At 51.3% G+C, this 17,633-nt stretch carries 15 protein-coding genes; 7 read left to right on the top strand and 8 right to left on the bottom strand.

Annotated elements, in window-relative coordinates; translation table 11 throughout:
• Positions 1-407 precede the first annotated feature (407 nt).
• Positions 408-779: a hypothetical protein gene (locus A11S_RS04780; RefSeq protein WP_041802473.1), complete on the bottom strand. Its 372-nt coding sequence runs from the start codon at positions 777-779 to the stop codon at positions 408-410.
• On the opposite strand from A11S_RS04780, the gene A11S_RS04775 reads away from it, so the two are divergent.
• Positions 778-2,895, top strand: coding sequence for an ATP-binding protein (locus A11S_RS04775; RefSeq protein ID WP_015467366.1), 2,118 nt, complete (start codon positions 778-780; stop codon positions 2,893-2,895). The two genes, A11S_RS04780 and A11S_RS04775, sit on opposite strands and share 2 nt — an antisense overlap.
• On the top strand, positions 2,895-4,199 hold the full coding sequence (locus A11S_RS04770; RefSeq protein ID WP_015467365.1) for a hypothetical protein: 1,305 nt from the start codon (positions 2,895-2,897) through the stop codon (positions 4,197-4,199). Before A11S_RS04775 ends, A11S_RS04770 begins: the two co-directional genes overlap by 1 nt.
• On the opposite strand, the gene A11S_RS04765 is transcribed toward A11S_RS04770, so the two are convergent.
• Positions 4,196-5,140 (bottom strand): DNA cytosine methyltransferase, encoded by a 945-nt coding sequence (locus tag A11S_RS04765; protein ID WP_015467364.1) that lies wholly within the window; start codon positions 5,138-5,140, stop codon positions 4,196-4,198. The genes A11S_RS04770 and A11S_RS04765 overlap by 4 nt on opposite strands.
• A gap of 297 nt (positions 5,141-5,437) precedes the next feature.
• Here A11S_RS04765 and A11S_RS04760 point away from each other — a divergent pair, with 297 nt between their 5' ends.
• Positions 5,438-6,598 (top strand): restriction endonuclease, encoded by a 1,161-nt coding sequence (locus A11S_RS04760; RefSeq protein ID WP_015467363.1) that lies wholly within the window; start codon positions 5,438-5,440, stop codon positions 6,596-6,598.
• Positions 6,599-6,796: 198 nt separating this feature from the next.
• Here A11S_RS04760 and A11S_RS04755 read toward each other — a convergent pair whose 3' ends face one another.
• The 4 genes from A11S_RS04755 to glpX all read right to left on the bottom strand — a co-directional run bounded on the left by A11S_RS04755 (position 6,797) and on the right by glpX (position 10,821).
• Positions 6,797-7,159, bottom strand: a complete 363-nt coding sequence (locus A11S_RS04755) for a hypothetical protein (protein ID WP_041802471.1) — start codon at positions 7,157-7,159, stop codon at positions 6,797-6,799.
• 547 nt (positions 7,160-7,706) lie between these two features.
• Entirely contained in the window at positions 7,707-8,015 is a 309-nt protein-coding gene (locus tag A11S_RS04750) for a hypothetical protein (RefSeq protein WP_235068244.1), read from the bottom strand.
• Positions 8,016-8,017: 2 nt separating this feature from the next.
• Positions 8,018-9,805 carry a single-stranded-DNA-specific exonuclease RecJ gene (gene recJ, locus A11S_RS04745; RefSeq protein ID WP_015467359.1) on the bottom strand — a complete coding sequence of 596 codons (1,788 nt, stop codon included), beginning with the start codon at positions 9,803-9,805 and terminating at the stop codon, positions 8,018-8,020.
• Complete coding sequence (gene glpX / locus A11S_RS04740; protein ID WP_015467358.1) at positions 9,805-10,821, bottom strand: class II fructose-bisphosphatase; 1,017 nt, start codon at positions 10,819-10,821, stop codon at positions 9,805-9,807. The genes recJ and glpX overlap by 1 nt, the downstream gene beginning before the upstream one ends.
• Positions 10,822-11,039: 218 nt before the next feature.
• Here glpX and A11S_RS04735 point away from each other — a divergent pair, with 218 nt between their 5' ends.
• The gene (locus A11S_RS04735; RefSeq protein WP_015467357.1) at positions 11,040-11,447 is read left to right on the top strand and encodes a hypothetical protein; all 408 of its coding nucleotides are present in this window, start codon (positions 11,040-11,042) and stop codon (positions 11,445-11,447) included.
• Positions 11,448-11,504: 57 nt separating this feature from the next.
• Entirely contained in the window at positions 11,505-11,906 is a 402-nt protein-coding gene (locus tag A11S_RS04730; RefSeq protein WP_015467356.1) for an adenine nucleotide alpha hydrolase family protein, read from the top strand.
• A 56-nt stretch (positions 11,907-11,962) separates the two neighbouring features.
• Here the strand turns inward: A11S_RS04730 and A11S_RS04725 are convergent, their stop codons facing one another.
• Both A11S_RS04725 and A11S_RS04720 read right to left on the bottom strand, forming a co-directional pair.
• Positions 11,963-13,261, bottom strand: a complete 1,299-nt coding sequence (locus A11S_RS04725) for a homoserine dehydrogenase (protein ID WP_015467355.1) — start codon at positions 13,259-13,261, stop codon at positions 11,963-11,965.
• A gap of 22 nt (positions 13,262-13,283) precedes the next feature.
• A complete protein-coding gene (locus A11S_RS04720) occupies positions 13,284-14,090 on the bottom strand; it encodes an OmpA family protein (protein ID WP_015467354.1) in 807 nt (268 codons plus the stop codon).
• Positions 14,091-14,371: 281 nt separating this feature from the next.
• On the opposite strand from A11S_RS04720, the gene A11S_RS04715 reads away from it, so the two are divergent.
• Together A11S_RS04715 and phaC are read left to right on the top strand one after the other, a co-directional pair.
• Complete coding sequence (locus tag A11S_RS04715; protein ID WP_015467352.1) at positions 14,372-15,631, top strand: GGDEF domain-containing protein; 1,260 nt, start codon at positions 14,372-14,374, stop codon at positions 15,629-15,631.
• Positions 15,632-15,709: 78 nt separating this feature from the next.
• Complete coding sequence (gene phaC / locus A11S_RS04710) at positions 15,710-17,563, top strand: class I poly(R)-hydroxyalkanoic acid synthase (RefSeq protein ID WP_015467351.1); 1,854 nt, start codon at positions 15,710-15,712, stop codon at positions 17,561-17,563.
• The last annotated feature ends 70 nt before the right edge of the window (positions 17,564-17,633 follow it).

Raw genomic sequence — 17,633 nt, 5'->3', positions numbered from 1 at the left:
AGAATGTGGAGAATGTTCCGCCCCGGCAGCGGACGCGCCGTCAACTAGGCAATCTTATATAGATTTCAGACGTGAGCGTTCCGCCCCCAAATTAAGAGGTCTGACCACAAAGAACAGAGCAATTCCAATGAATAAAAAACGGGACCAAAATTTACCCCTAACCAACGCCGTAATTCTTCTCGATTTTATCGGTGTCACATTTTTATAAAGCCGATGAACTGTTCAAATACAATCGATTATCAATGCCACACAATTAAAACCCTCTACACACAACATACAAAAAATCCGTTACATCTCGTACGCCTCGCAGGAGAAAACCGAGGGGGGCTTTTTTTGCAATTTTTACGCCTCTTGAGCAGGTATAAACCTCGCACCAGCAAGGCCCCCTGCCCAATTTGAACCCGGGTTCAATTTATTAACAATATCAGGCCTTGCCCAATACCTCCATTATCAGCTTCTGTTGGGCCAGAAACTTGTACGGGTGGTCCGTACAAATTACTGGGCTTGATCAGCTCTCTTGGAAAATGTTTTAGACCTTTCAAATAAAACAGATAAATACACCCATCACAACTGAAGCGGCCTAATTCAGCAATCCCTGCTTGTAGCCTCAAACGTTTTACTATATTTTTAAAATCCGACTTATGGATCAAATGGTTGGAATAATTACTGTGCTTTTCCCGGATAAAAAGCAGCATAAGGGCAAACGACTGAAGCGGTGCAAGCCGCTCCACGTTATGAATATAAACAACAAGTATAAAAATTGTAAGGCTGAGCACCATGACCGCTGTTGCACCTTTCCGCCCACGCGCACGATTACTTCAACTGCTTGGAGACCAGCTGATTGGAAACGCTCGGCTTGCCCTGTTTGAATTAGTAAAGAACGCCTACGATGCCGACGCAAATCAGCTGGATATTGTTTTTGAAAATCTCGAAAAGCAAAATCCACGCATTGTTGTTACTGATGATGGCGAAGGCATGCCACTTAGCACACTCCAAAATATCTGGTTTGAGCCTGGAGCAGATCATCGTGAGCTACAAAGAAAAGCTGGAAAACGAACAAAGAAATTCAATCGCCTACCTCTAGGGGAAAAAGGCGTAGGACGCTTTGCTGTTCACAAACTAGGAAATAAAATTACCCTTATCACGCGGGCAGAAAACGAACCTGAATATACAATTGATATTGACTGGCATGACCTAGTAAATGACACAAGATATATGGACGAAGCGAACGTCAGAATCGTTGAAAGCAATGGCTCCACGTTCAAACAAGGGGAAACTGGCACCAAGATAATCATCAGCGAACTTCGCGAGACTTGGAGTCGCGGAGACATCCGCAGGCTATGGGCCAACGTGAAGTCAATTTCTTCGCCATTCAAAGAAGAAGAAGTTTTCAGAGCCAATCTTTCCGTACCCGGAAAAGAAGAGTGGCTTTCTAAGCTACCAGATGTTCAAGACATCCTTGATCAAGCAATCTGGCATTACTGCTTCTGGTTTGAGGATGGAAAGTTTGAATGGGAGTACAAATTTAAGCCAATTGATGCCTTAAAAATCAAAGGACGGTCTTTAAAGTCCGAAAAAAATGCGACGCTCCAACTTGCAAAGGATGACCAAAAAAAATATGGAACCCTAACAGCAGACAAAACCTTTACAGACGGAATCGGCCCCGTCTGTGGCGAGTTTTATATTTTCGACCGTGACGCGGAAATCATGAGTCTCATGACAAATACAAACTTGCTTAAAGATTTTCTGGATGAGAATGGAGGTATAAGGGTTTATCGAGACGGCATCCGAGTACATAACTACGGTGAAAAAGGCGTCGATTGGTTAGGCCTTGATCTGAGACGAGTAAATGTCCCCACCCGCCGCATAAGTAATAACTTGATAATAGGCGCCATCGACCTTTCCTTGAAAGACAGTCAAAAGTTGGTCGAAAAAACAAACAGGGAAGGGTTCGTTGAAAGTTCAGAATACGAACGGCTCCGCTCCCTGGTTCTTGCCTCCCTCATTGAATTTGAAAACCACAGACAGGAAGACAAACAACAGATTAATCTCCTTCTGGATCATGCAAAAGGCAAGTCCGTCCTGGACATTCACAAGCCAATTGAGGAACTGCGTGACCAAATAGAAAAGAGAAAACTCGGCGGAGAACTTGGAAAATACGTTGACACAATAGAGCGCCAATATAATGAAATGAAAGAAGTGGTAACACATTCTGGTGTCGCCAATATTAGCCTTGCAATCGTTTTCCATGAAATAGAGCGCGGTGTAAAAAGCCTCAACACAGCCATAAAAAGTGATGTTTCTTTTGATTTAATCAAAAGACAAGCCGATGACCTAAGCAACCTTCTCGAAGGTTTTTCCATGCTGCTCCGCAGAGATGGAAAAAAGCGCCACGACATAAAAGATATTGTAAAGGAAAGCCTTTTCCTCAACAAATCACGAACTGAATATCATAACGTCACTGTATCATGTCCCTTGCTAACGGACGAGCAACGATCATTCGAGTGCTTAGCTTCCCGAGCAATGCTGTTAGGAGCGCTATCCAACCTAATTGATAACGCCCTTTATTGGATGAGAGTGCGCTGGCCGGACGCCGAATATCAGCATGGAGAAAAAAAGAAAAGAGCAATATATATTGGTGTTACGGATTTTTTTGAGGATGGCCAAGCTCTGATAATCGCCGACAATGGCCCAGGCATAAAACTAAAACCAGCTGATATTGTAAAGCCCTTCATGACAACAAAACCGGATGGCATGGGCCTCGGTATGTATTACACGAATATGGTCATGGAGCTAAACGGTGGCCGAATTGCCTTCCCTGACCGCGAAGACGTAAACGTTCCCGCAGCTTACGACGGTGCAGTGATAGCACTTGTTTTTAAGAAAGACGAATAATGTACCACGCAGCCAGAATTATCGCCATTGACGACACCCCCGAACATCTTCAAAAGCTCGAGAGCCAAATCAAACAGCAGGGAGGCGCATGCCTGTCAATAAAGTTTGAAGGGATTGATAGCTTGCCAGATGGGGAGATTAAGGGGGTCCGCATTATTTTCATGGATATTAATTTGATTGTAGGTGCGTCTCCAGGCGCATCTAGTCGAAACTTTTCTATTAACGAAGCAATCTTAAACAAGTTGCTGCATGAAGATAATGGGCCATATGCACTGGTCACATGGACAAGTACTACACAGCACGAAGAATTGATGACGTACCTCAACGAGAGGCTCGACCAAAACAAACGCCCCTTCTTCTCACTAAGCCTGGATAAAAACGAATATCTAAACAAACCAGACGACCTTATGAGCGCCCTCGAAACACTTCTCAAGACCAGCCCACAGATGGCTGCACTACTGGATTGGGAGATAAGGGTTCAAAATGCTGTTACGCAAGTGCTTAATGATCTTTTGCGGCTATCAGCCGGAAGAACCCCCACTGAGACATCAGGTAACATAGACAATTTCATGAGCAAATTGGCAAAAGCAGCACACGGCAAAGAAAACGCATTAAAAGATAAGCTTTCGGCGGTGAACGACGCGCTTTCTCCCGTACTGCATGATAAAATATCCCACATATGCTCAGAGACTGCCCCTAATGCTCTCTGGGATGAAGCCGTAACAAAGATAGATGATACCACCCCTTTAACCGACACCCAAGCTGGGCGCATTAACCTAGCACTGCATATTTCCAAGCACACTGAAAAAGTTCTTCCATCTGATCGTGGTGCCATAGTTCTTTTACCAGAAAATTGGACAACAGAAGATGAATTTAGGAAAAAATTTTCTTCCGAAAAGAGCGATGTCCTTGCAGAATTCAAAGTAACTGCCCCCGAGACTGTTCTCCATTGGATCATGGTACCATGCCAAGCCGCCTGCGATCACGCACAGCAAAATAAGGGAACAATTCCTCTCTACTTAGGCGTAATCAGAAAGAAAACAAGCAAACTGCCTTCTTCGCTTTATATATGGCCAAATAAGCCGGTGCCTATATTCTCCGACTCAGACGATCAACCTTATTATATATTTGTAAACCCTCGCTACATGCTCTCAATGTGCAAAAAAGACTTGGATGAGATTAGCGACACAAATGTGCGTACTTACTCTGTATGGGGGCGGATTAGGAATCAGCTTATGGATCACCTGGGCAGCCATATTCATACATATGGGCAGCGCCTAGGAATCATTAATCTATCAGACTAGCCCGATATAGATGAAACGATGCGTTCCATAACGGGAGGACATACACCATTACCAAGTATACGAATCTTATCGCGACGCGTCCCCTGATTCATCAGATAGTCATTTTCAAAGCCCATTGCACGCTTCAATTCGGGTACCTGGAGCATCCTCATTTCAGGCCCCCTCTCCCCAGGCTCAACAAGCGCGAAACGATCTACTGTTGTAATGGTTCGAAGCGGTCGATCAATCCTCTGCCACCCCCCACAACCATCGGTACCGTAATACACCAACAAGAAACGAGCACCATCGCCAAGTTCGGAGAATCCCCTCTCCGCCCTTTCAAGGGTAGGCTTGGCACGGTTTTCTTTGTAAAGTGGTGTAGTTTTCCATGTACCCGGCTTGTCAAGTATGCCGCGTACCGTCTTTTTCCTTTTTCGAGGCAAAGGCGCTATATCCAACACTTCATCCTCTAGATCACAAACGATAAAAAGCCTCTTGCGTTTTTGCGCTACACCAAAATCCGATGCATCAAAAACGAATTCTTTCAAGTTATAGCCAAGACCAATCAGATCTTCCTTCAATTCGCCATACCGCGACCATGGGCGCATATGAACCACGTTCTCCAGAACAAGCCATCTGGGCTTAAACTCTTTCGCATAACGTAGCGCTTGCATTGCCGTAGCACGGCTGCTTTCAGAACGTGGAGCAGCGCCTTTAGCACATGTATGATTTGTGCATTCTGGTGAAGCCAGAAGTAGATCTATATCGCCTATCTCATCGCGTAGTTTACGCGGGTTTATACCCTCCAGTCGTTTTGCATAAGCTTTCGCCTGGGGGAAATTATCCCGATAGGTTCCAATGGCGACCTCGTTGAGATCAATTCCGCACACAATATCAGCCCCAGCGTTACGCGCTCCGTAACTACTACCGCCCCCACCACAAAAAATATCTAGCGTTTTCATTGCCCAATACCCAGCTTCCATTTAAGAATACTTATTAATCACTATCACTAAAGTACCAGGTCACAGAACGATTGACCAGGCAGCAAATAAGTTTTTATGGATGCCCCTAGCCCAAAAACAAAAAAATTATTGCATGCATGAAATCGACAGCAAGAATCAAACCGGAGCTTCTATACGTCAGTTTTTATAACGCGGGAACCTAAAAAATGACTGGACCGTTCCCCATTCATAAAAGAACAATCCCGTCCCAGCCACAACAAGAAGCCCAGTTAAATAAATCAGAAAATTGGAAAAACAATGAACTCTCCCAAACGCACAGAGCTTGAAAAGGCAGACCTTCTGGTTGATCGAATTTATGAGGGCGGACGCAGTGGAAATGCCTCAGACGACCCCTTGCCTAAACTAATTGGCGTCAGTAACCAAGGCGGCTTTCGCTATATAGGAAAGAAAGAGCATCCACGACTGGTTGTTCTAACATCAACACTTAAAAACCCGGATTGGCCAGACAATTTAGACAAGGAAAGTGGTATTTTCACATACTATGGCGACAATAAGAAACCAGGATACGAACTCCACGATACACCACGATTTGGGAATCTTCTATTACGCGATATGTTTGACCGCTCTCACGGCTCCATCGAAGAAAGAATCCTTATCCCACCAATCCTGATCTTTGCCAACACTGGAAACTGGAGAGATGTTGAGTTTCTAGGCCTAGCTGTTCCGGGCGTACAAAACCTTGATTCGAACCAAGATTTAGTCGCAGTTTGGAAACAGAAGAACAGCAAGAGATTTCAAAATTATCAGGCAAAATTCACCATTTTGAATACGCAGATAATTCCAAGAAAATGGCTAGAATCAGTAAAACAAGGCAAACCTTTAACTGACGCAGCACCCTCTTGCTGGAAATCATGGATTGAAACAAAAAATTACCAAGCACTGAAAGCACCCAGAACACTTGAGTATAGAAGCCGAGAAGAACAACTTCCCACGGACGAAACCGGCACTAAGCTAATCGCATTAATTCAAGATAAATTCATAGGCACGCCACATCGTTTTGAAGCTTGCGCCGCAAAAATAGCTGAAATGATGCTTCAAAGAGTGTCCAGTATTGATTTAACGCGACCATCCCGGGATGGGGGGCGTGACGCTATTGGCAAATACAGAATCGGACAAGGCGCCTCCTCCGTTCTTGTTGACTTCGCTCTTGAGGCCAAATGCTACAGCACATCAAACTCCGTTGGCGTCAAAGAGCTATCACGACTTATATCGCGCCTACGCAACAGACAATTTGGAATACTAGTAACAACATCATACGTCGCAACCCAGGCCTATCAGGAAATCAAAGAGGACGAACACCCGATCGTAATTATTTCAGCCATTGATATAGCTAACACTTTGAAAGCAGCTGGTATTACAACAGAGCAACAGTTAAGCGAATGGCTGTCATCGTTTTAATCAGCCCAAACAATATCGAAAATAAAAAATCCTGGCCTCAAAATCAGATTCAGAAAAAGCCAAAATATTCTCAATTTTGGCCACGAAACCTTTCGCAATAGCGTCGCAATCTTAGATCTTATCCAACCCGCACCAGATCAGAGAGGCACAAGAAATAGCCACTAAAGTTTGAACTTGGGTTCAAATCAACCCACCACACTACCGCCCCTCAACATAGTGAGGGACCATGCAACGTCCATTTTTGTCACGCGCCCAAAAGATCACGATCTGCCCCTTTTTCGGCAAAGCAGGCTTTTCCCCGCACCATTTTTCACTTTCAGCATATTCGGCCAAAATCTTTTCTTGAATCTCAGCCACGTCCATTTGAATAATTTCACCAACACGCTCACAGCACAAAGATTCAGACTCGCACATTTCCTTGCTCTCCTCGGGTGTCGCACAGCTTATGACGCGGGCGGTTATGCCGAGTTCGGCTGTGGCGGCAAAAGCGCTTTGGGGGATGATGGAACAGGTGAGCAAGACAGCGGAAAATACGTGCGTAAATTTAAAATTCTTTTTCATGGATAACGGCCTCTCCAGCGGTAAAAACAAAGTCGCCAGAGATGACCTCTGGCGACCGGGTGTTCAAAACCGCTAGTTCGTAACGGCGCGATAGCCTTTAGGCCGAAGCCTTGGACATACGCCATCGCCACCCGGCCATAAGGTCGAGTGGCAAATCCAGTGCTTCTTTTGAATGAAAAGCACCAGTATCGGCTGATGCCAGCCGCGAACTAATGGGTTTTGAAGCCCAGTCCTGTTACAGACAGAAGGACAGTATAAACAACATGTGAGTGAGTCAATAAACATAGGCTACAAGATCGGAAACCCTTGCACACAGCCCTGTTTTTGATACCCTGAAGCGTCGCTCCTTAAAAAAAGCGACAGCGCTTCAAATCCCGATTCCCAACAACCGGGACCGGGGGCACCATTGGGGGCATCGTTGAACACGATGCGAAATTGATATATTAAGAATCAATTGGTTAATAGATCAATATGGATCCCGTAGGGCGCCAATTCATAAAAAAAGCCCCCGGTTTGGGGGCTTTTTTATTGAATTGGCTCTACCAGTTTATAGACTTTTTGCCTCACGAATAGCGGCTTCCGCAGCCTCTTGGATCCGACGAATATCATTATCTGCATTTTCAAGGTACTCCTTAATGCAGGTGACATATTCCTCTAAGTTTCTGTTGTATCGCTCAACTTCATATTCATCCAAAAACTCATACGGCTTGTATGGAACCACGCAATCAGCTTCCGGGTATCCCGAAAATCCCAAATTAGATCCACCAATTACATACGCGTAAGAGTTTTCAGCCCATACCAAAAACACAAAAAACACGAAAGAAACAATGAACATTCTCGACATTTTATTGCTCACAATCAAACCCCCGCCACATCCTCAATATGAAACTCCACACTCTCTTTCCCCTGCCATTCGTTGATCTTTAAACGGCCAAGGAGATGGACGGTGCGACCAGCGCCGGATAGGAGGGTTTGGCCGACGGGGGTGTTGGCGGCGCGGAAGGCCATGGCTTTCATGCGGGTGCCGCCGCCGTCGGAATCGACGATCAGGGTGCGGACGTGGTCGGTGCCGACCAGATCGGCGCTGAAGATTTTTACGTCGGGCAGGACAAATACGGGTTCGGGGTTGGATTGGCCGAAGGGGCCGACCTGGGCCATGGTTTTCATCAGGGGTAAGTTGGCACCGCGCACGCTGAGCACGCCGTCCACATGTGTTTCATTCACCACCACGCGGCCGGCGGCTTGATCCGCGATGTGTTTGTAGAAGAAATCGCGGAAGGCCGGAATTTGATCGGGCAGAATGGTGAAGCCCGCAGCCATGGCATGGCCCCCGCCCTTTACAATCAAATTATCGTTGCGCGCGTCGATAAAGGCGGCGGCGATATTGATGCCGGGGACGGAACGGCCAGAGCCGCGCCCTTCGAGGGCCACATCATGGCCCGGCGCGTAGGCAATCACGGCGGCGGGTTTTTTGTATTTTTCCACCAACCGCCCGGCGACCAGACCGTTCAGGCCAGGGTGCCAGCTTTCATCGCCGACCAGAATGGCGGGGTGCTGATCGAGACCCAGATCGGCGACCATTCTCAACGCCTGATCCATCATTTCGGCTTGCATGTCTTTGCGTTTGTCGTTGCAGTCATTCAACGTCCACGCGATGTTTTTGGCATCTTCCGCATCATCGGTGGAGAGCAATCTGGCACCCAGATCGGCCTTGTGTATCCGCCCGCCCGCATTGATGCGCGGGCCGAGCATAAAGCCGCACGTATAGGCATCGGGTGCGTTTTTCACCCCTGCCACCTGTAACAATGCGGCCAAGCCGGGATTGTTGGTGGTGGCCATTTTTTCAAGGCCGTATTTCACGAACAACCGGTTCGGGCCGTTCAACGGCACCATATCGCACACGGTGCCGAGAGCGAGAATGTCGATCCAGTCCTTCAACGGGGCGTCACCGCGCGCGCCAAAGAACCCACGTTCGCGCAAAACCTTGTTCACCGCCACACAGGTCATAAACGCCACACCGCACGCGGCCAGCATGTCATACCCGCTATCATCATCGCGGCGTTTGGGGTTGATGATGTGGTTGGCGGCGGGTAAGCGCTCCTCTGCCTCGTGGTGGTCGAGGATGACGATATCAAGGCCGAGATTCCGCCCCTGCTCCACCACATCGAACGCGGTGGTGCCGCAATCAGCCATGATGACGAGGTCGGCCCCGTTTTGTTTCAGGGTGTTTAGCGCGTTGATATTGGGGCCGTAGCCTTCCTTCATCCGGTCGGGGATGTAGAGCGGTGTATCCAGCCCGCAATGGCGGAAAAATCGTACCAGAATGGCGGTGGATGTCGCGCCGTCCACGTCGAAATCGCCAAAGACCGCAATTTTGCGCCCGTTGATCACTGCATCGGCCAGATCGTTGGCCAGCGCGTCCATGCCCTTGAGCCGGAACGGGTCCGGAAAATCACGCGACAATTTGGGGCTCAGGAATTTTTCAACATCATCCGGCACCACCGACCGCGCCGCCAGAAGACGCGCAACAATTTCCGGCAGCCCATGGCCCTGCACCATGCGAGCGACATCATCGCCATTTGCGGGGGAATACACCCACCGCGACTGCATCACGGACCGATCGACATTGAGGATGGTTTGGGCCATTAATACGCATCTTCCTTGCGGTTAAAATTGTGCGTGGATTCAATTTTGCGGATCGTGCCGGATTTGGACCGCATGATGATGGAATGCGTCACCGCACCCCCGGCAAAACGGCGCACGCCGCGTAACATGGCGCCGTTAGTCACGCCCGTTGCCGCAAACATGACGTTGTTCGGTTTGGCCAGTTCGTTCAGCGTATAGATTTTTTTCAAATCCCGAATGCCGCATTTTTCCGCGCGCGAAATTTCGCCGTCATTGCGGAACACCAAACGGCCCAGCATTTGCCCGCCCGTGCATTGCAGGGCAGCCGCGGCCAGAACCCCTTCCGGCGCGCCGCCAGTGCCCATATAGATATCAATGCCCGTATCCGGATCGGTGGTGGCGATGACGCCGCTGACGTCGCCGTCTTGAATAAAGCTGATCCGGGCGCCGGTGGACCGCACGGCGGCGATCATATCGGCATGGCGCGTACGGTCGAGGATACAGACCTGTAAATCCGAAATCTGCGCGCCCTTGGCGTCGGCCAGTTTTTTCAAAATCTCCTGCGGCGGGGCATCGAGGTCAAGAATATCGCTGGGCAGGCCAGGGCCGATGGCCATTTTTTCCATGTAGGTATCGGGCGCATTCAAAAACCCACCCTTGTCCGCCAGCGCCATGACGGCCAGCGCGTTGGACCCGCCTTTGGCGGTGATGGTTGTGCCCTCTAACGGGTCGAGGGCGATGTCAATTTCCGGGCCCACACCCGCGCCCACCTGTTCCCCGATATACAACATGGGGGCTTCGTCCCGTTCACCTTCACCAATCACCACGGTGCCGCGCATGGACAGGCTGTTTAACGCTTCACGCATTGCATCCACGGCGGCGGCGTCCGCGGCCTTTTCATCGCCGCGCCCGACAAGGCGCGAGGCGGCCAAAGCGGCGGCCTCGGTCACGCGGATGGCTTCCAGTGCCAGGTTGCGGTCCATGGCGAAGGCTTCGTTGGCAAGCGGTATGGATGGTTTCATGGCGGTGGCGCTCATTCCTGTGATCCCTTGGTTTTTAGGAGTATAGCCCCAGTCTAGGGCCCGGACGCCCCCGGATCAATGCGCAAAAATGGCGGATTTCCGCCCTATCCACCCCATCAAACACCAATCCGGCGTCCCCACCACATTTTCTTGACATAACCAATTAATAAATTGTAGAAAGCGCCATCAGTTCACTGTATTCGAGGTATGACCCGATGCGGAGTATGTTTCAAATGCGGGAGCATGTCTTGTCCCTGTTCAATATGATTTCCGGGACGCTGGCCCGTGAAAGCATGGATGGCAAAAACTACGCCGTTATTCTGCCTACCAATGATGAATTCGATGCGGCGGAAAATATCCTGGTTAAAAGCGACAACCCGCAAATCAAGGCCGTTGCAACATTGATGCGCGCCAAGGGTGAAACGATGCGTTTTACCACCCAGAACCCGAGCCGCCATGGCGACCTGCCCGGTTTTGTGACCTTCAACAACCGCGATCTGGCCCACGTCTTCCAAGACGCTATGCACGATTGCGGCCACAGCACGACATTGTGCGAGATTAATCACAAAGGCGTCGTCCAGTCCCTGCGTATGCAGGATCGGAATGGCTCCTACTACAACGTTCTGGCTGTACGCCAGTAACAACAGAGTTTATAAGAACGCCCGACTTCAAACCAACGGTAATAGAGGACCAAAAGAATGTACCAAGAAGCCCAAAAATTCGCATCCATCTTCAACACGATGAGCGACGATTTCGCTAAACTGGCAAAAGACGGTATGCGTTTTGCCATTCCGGTGACCAACACAGATATGTTCAACGGCCTGACCGCTGCAAAAGCAAAAGCTCTGGGCCCGGTTGAAGCCGTTCTGGCTGGCGTTGAAGCCAAACTGCACTATGTCGAAAAAGCACCGACAGCAGACAAGCCGGGTTACATCGCATTCAGCGACGAAGGTCAGAGCATGGCCGTTCTGAAAGGTCTGCGCGCCACCGGCCACTGGACCGCGATGTTCGAAACCATTGATCAAAATCGTTTCGGCATGACCGCGATCAACAGCGACGGTTCGTCCCGTTACCGTTTGCTGCCGAAACTGGCACGATAACCAATTCTGCGTTTATTGCGTAAAGAAAACAGGCCGCAGATTTTGCGGCCTGTTTTTTATATCTCGATCAATTTCATCACACAGGGCGATCCCGTCACCTGTGACAATTTCGCAATATCGGCGCATGCGCCATCAATATCGGATTGTCGCGCCTCATGCGTGGTCAGGACGATGGACACGGGTTGGTCCGGGTTACGGCCCCGCTGGATCATGGCCTCGACCGATACATTATAATCACGCAAAATCGCCGACACCGCAGCCAGAACGCCGGGTTTGTCCAGCACGGTCAGGTGCAGGTAAAATCCGCTGATAATATCGGCTGGCTCTGCCCATATGGCCGCGACCAGATCATCAACCGGAACACCGAAAGATGGGCCGCGATCACCGCGGACCAGATCAATCAGATCGGCCACAACGGCGGACGCCGTTGGCCCCTCGCCCGCGCCACGGCCGACCAGCATTTCCTTGCCCATGAAATCGCCATCGACGAACACGGCGTTAAACACATCGTCGACGGCGGCCAACGGGTGCCCTTCGGGGACCAGACACGGTTCGACCGATTGCACGATTTTTCCATCATCCAAGCGCCGGGCCACGCCCAGCAATTTGATGCGATAGCCCAATTCCGCCGCATGGTCGATATCGCCTGCGCTAACATGGCGGATGCCGGCGATCTTCATGGCCGGGAAATCAGGTTTCACGCCAAATCCCAAAGCGGTCAGGATTGAGAGTTTATGCGCGGCGTCAATGCCATCAATATCAAACGTGGGGTCGGCCTCGGCATACCCCTTCGCCTGCGCTTCCTCCAACACGTCGAGGAAGTTGCGGCCCGTGCGGCGCATTTCGGTCAGGATGTAGTTACAGGTACCATTCAAAATGCCATAGACGGCGTTCAGACGATTGCCCGCAAAACTTTCACGCAAGGCCTTGATCACCGGAATGCCGCCAGCGACAGCGGCCTCGAACTTCAACGGGGTTCCGGTCTGGTCCGACAAACCCGCCAGATGCACACCATGTGTGGCGATCAGGGCCTTGTTCGCCGTCACAACCGGCTTGCGGGCCTTCAATGCGGTTTCCACCAAAGACAAAGCCGGGCCATCGGACCCGCCCATGACCTCGACCACCGCATCCAGCCGTGGGTCGCCCGCCATACGTTCGGGGTTTTCGGTCCATTCATAGGCAGAGAGGTCGATGCCACGATCGCGGTTTTGGTCCCGCGCGCTGATCGCCAGAACCTCGATCTTGCGCCCGGCCCGTGCGGCAATCATGTCCGCATGGGTTTGCAGGATTTTGATAACACCCACACCAACGGTCCCCAGACCAGCCAGACCAATCCGGAACGTATCAGCAGTCATGGGATTCTCCCTTCGGGTGATATCAGCGTGGGCGTGTAATGATTTCAACGCGGCGGTTGCGGGCTTCGTCCGCGGCGCTGTTTTCAACGACTGCCGGGTGCGTATCGCCATAGGCCGTGGCCTTGACCACATCCACCGGAACGCCATCACGGATCAGTTGTTTCGTCACCGCCATCGCCCGCTTCATCGACATGTCGAAGTTGATGATGCGGCTCTTCACCGGATCGGCCACATCGGTGCGGGTGCTGGCGTGGCCGCCAACTTCCACCATGTAACCCGGTGTGTGTTCCAGATAACGCTGGGCGACGCTGCCCAACACTTGGCGCGTTGTGGCGCTGAGCGCGGCGGATCCGTGTTCAAAGTAAATGCGCGCCGGGTTTCCGGCATAGGTCGGAATTTCACCGATATCGGTCGGCATTGGTAACAGCGGGCCGCCACGATGTTGGGCCTGCGTCGGGCGTACGCCCGGGGCGTACCCACCATCAGCAAACGGGAAGACCGTCACCGACGGGTCGGTGCTGGCTTGCAAACCGCCAGCGGCATAGCGCATATCACCCGGCATCTGTACCGACTGGCGCACCGGAACGGGCGCGTCATCCAGCGTGTAAAGCTGGACCGAACTGTTGGAATATTGGGCGGCCAGGCTGTTGTAATCCACGCGTGCCGGGGGCGTCGGCATGGTGATGTCCGGTTGGCTGACCGTATAGGCCGGATCATTGAAACCGCCATTGAATGCCGTATCAAGGTCACGGGCAAACTGGCCGCACGCCGCCATGGACAGGGCCAGAACGGAGACACAGGACAAAGTCAGAAGTTTAAACGGTTTCAAGGGGATATCCTCCGCGAAAGGGGCGGTCAAGCGTGATTCAAATCGGGCCCTATGGTGGCCCGCGAATCCCGGACTTTCAAGGGGTTCCGGGTCATTGAACCCAAGTTTTCCCGCCCGATCCCCCAACCTGTACCGAAGTTTGGCATTAAAAGCGCAGAATTCTGCGTTATTTAACAATAAAGTAACCCTCTTCCCCTAGGATGAGCATGGGGTTTAACCCCGTCTGTCTTGTGTAAAAATTACCCTGATCTTTCAGGGGCATAGAAAAGGATTGGCCCGCCGTGTCGACGTTCCCGCGTTGGACGCAATTGTTCAGTTTCCCAAAGCCAGTCTCCTTCTCTGACGAAGTCGAGGAGAAATATCTGGATGCGCAGCGCGAACGGTTTGTTCCGTTCGTGCGAACCTGTTTGATTGTCGCGACACTGCTTTACCCCCTTTTCATTTACTGGGACTTCATTCTGGCCGGATCGGAATTGTTGCCGCATTTGATCCCGGTGCGGCTGTACCTGATCCCGCTCTACCTTTTCCTGCTGTTCCTGATGTTCCTGCCCATTGCCGGGCAGATTTGTGAATCCGTGGCCGTGGCGGCGTTGGTCGCCATGGTGTTTAACGTGTCGCACATTTTATTGTTGATCCCGGATGGGTTCACCATTGGGCTGGCCGGCGCGCTGGTGCCGTTCCTGCTGGTGCCGCTGATGCCGTCGGTTCGCTCCGCCCTGCTGATGAGCAGTTTTTCATTCGTCATTATCAACGGCATGATGACGTTGAAGGGGTACACCCCGATACAAATGGTCAATGCCAACTATTTCGTAATGATGTACGCATCACTGGGCACCGCCATCACCTATATCGTTATCCTGACGCGCCGGAAGGCCTATGCCCTCGAACTCAACCTTGAACGCATGGCCACCACCGATGAACTGACCGGGATCAGCAACCGCCGCCATTTCATGCGGGAATCGGTCGAAGTGATCCGGGCGATCCGGTATAAACGCCCGCTGTCCATCCTGTTGCTGGACATCGACAATTTCAAAAAGATCAATGACACATTCGGTCACCATGTTGGGGACATCGCCATCAAATTGCTGGCCACCAGCAGCGCGGAATTCCTGCGTGGCACAGACATTGTGACGCGGGTGGACGATATGAACCTCAACCGCCTCGCCCGCAACACGTTGCAATCCGATATGGAAGACGAAGCGGCACCGATGATTGGCCGTTTGGGTGGTGAGGAATTTGCCGTTCTGCTCCCCGAAACGGACACCACCGGAGCGTATAAGGTTGCCGAACGCCTGCGCCGTTTGATTGAAGAGAAAGTAATCGATTCCGGCGACGGCATTATCACCAAAATGACGGTCAGTATCGGTGTGGCATCGCTGAACCCCCATGACCCGAATGAATCCATCAACACCATGCTGGTCCGGGCCGACCATGCGCTCTACCGCGCCAAGCAAAACGGCCGGAATCAGGTGGTTATCGACGAAACCATCCTGAACCAGATTTCATTTGATGATGACGCCACTCCGCCACGGTTGAATTAACGTCATACGCCCCCCTTTTCCGGTTTAAATTTATGCTGTTTTCGGGCACGATAATGCTGCATCGCCCGGAGGCATCTTATGACCAAAAAGAAAACGCCCACCGCAACACCAACAGATGAGACGAAACAGGCCCACCAAGACCTGCCGTTCGATCCCATGGCGTTGAGCAAGAGCCTGACCGAAGCGTACAGCCAGATCCAGCCGATCATGCAAAGCTGGATGCAGAAGCAACAGGAAATAACCATGCACCATCCCGGCGGGATGGCATTGGACCCGATGAATGCCACGCGCGCCTGGGTCGACTTTATGCAACACCTCTATTCTGACCCGCAAAAGCTGACCGAGATGCAGGCCGAATACTGGCGCAACTGGATGACGTTGTGGCAGGACAGCGCCCGCCGCATGGCCGGTGAAGACGTTACCCCCCACTTTGCCCCGGACAAGGGTGACCGCCGTTTTAAAAACGCCGCGTGGCAGGACAGCGCCCTGTTCGACTTCATCAAACAATCCTATTTGATGTCCAGCCGGTGGATGAACGACGTCGTGCGGAAAACCGAAGGGCTGGACCCGGATACACGCCGCAAGGTTGAATTTTACACGCGCCAGATCGTTGATGCGATGGCGCCGAGCAATTTCATCCTGACCAACCCGGATGTATTGCAGGCCACGATTGAAAGCAATGGTGAAAACCTGGTCAAGGGATTCCAGAACCTGCTGGAAGATCTGGAACGTGGCCGTGGGAAATTGCAGATCAGCACAACGGATTACGATGCGTTCAAAATTGGCGAAAATATTGCCACAACGCCGGGCAAGGTTATTTATCAAAACAACCTGATTCAGCTGATCCAGTATGAGCCGACAACGAAGGACGTATACAAACGCCCCCTCCTCATCATTCCACCATGGATCAATAAATTTTATATTCTGGACCTGCGCCCGGATAATTCCTTTATCCGCTATCTGCTGGACAAGGGACAAACGGTTTTCATTATATCGTGGGCCAATCCGGACAAACGGTTGGCCATGAAAACCTTTGCCGATTACATGAAAGACGGGATTTTGAGCGCGCTGGACGCGGTTGAGGCAGCAACAGGCGAGAAGGATTGCAACGCCATCGGCTACTGCCTGGGTGGCACGTTGCTGACCACCGCACTGGCATGGATGAAGGGACGCGGCAAAGGCGAGGAAAGCCGGGTCGCATCCGCCACCTTCCTGACCACGCTGATTGATTTTGAAGATGCAGGTGACATCAAGGTTTTCATCGACGAGGAACAGCTCCACGCGATGGAGAGTGAAATGTCGGAGCGCGGGTTCCTTGCTGCACAACGGTTGAAAGATACCTTCAGCTTGATGCGCGCCAATGATTTGATCTGGAGCTTCGTCGTCAATAACTACCTGCTGGGTCGCGAACCGTTCCCGTTTGATCTGCTGTACTGGAACGACGATTCCACCAATATGCCCGCGGCGATGCACAGCTATTACCTGCGCAATATGTACATTGAAAACAAACTGACCCGCCCCGGCGCGATCAAGATTGATGATGTACCGATTGATGCCCATAAAATCGATACGCCCGCCTATTTCCTGTCAACCAAGGAAGACCACATTGCACCGTGGATGGCGACCTTCTCCGGCGCGCGCATTCTGGGCGGCGATGTCCAGTTCACGCTGGCCATGTCCGGCCATGTTGCGGGTGTGGTCAACCCGCCAACATCGGGCAAATACGGATATTGGAAAAACAGCAATATCACATCATCCCCGGACACATGGCTGGCGAACGCCAAGCATTACGAAGGGTCATGGTGGGATGATTGGATTCAATGGATCGAAGGAAAATCCGGCAGCAAAGTGCCCGCCCGTAAACCCGGCGGCGGAACATTGAAACCGATTGAAAACGCCCCCGGCAGTTACGTGAAGGCCAGAGCGGAGTAATTGCTGAAAACAGCGACCCGCTACATCTTGTTCCCTCTCCCATAGGGAGAGGGTTAGGGTGAGGGGCCTT

Source organism: Micavibrio aeruginosavorus EPB, assembly GCF_000348745.1.
GTDB classification, from domain to species: domain Bacteria; phylum Pseudomonadota; class Alphaproteobacteria; order Micavibrionales; family Micavibrionaceae; genus Micavibrio; species Micavibrio aeruginosavorus_A.
The sequence above is the reverse complement of the archived record's forward strand: the minus strand, read 5'-3'. Positions and strand labels throughout refer to the sequence as shown.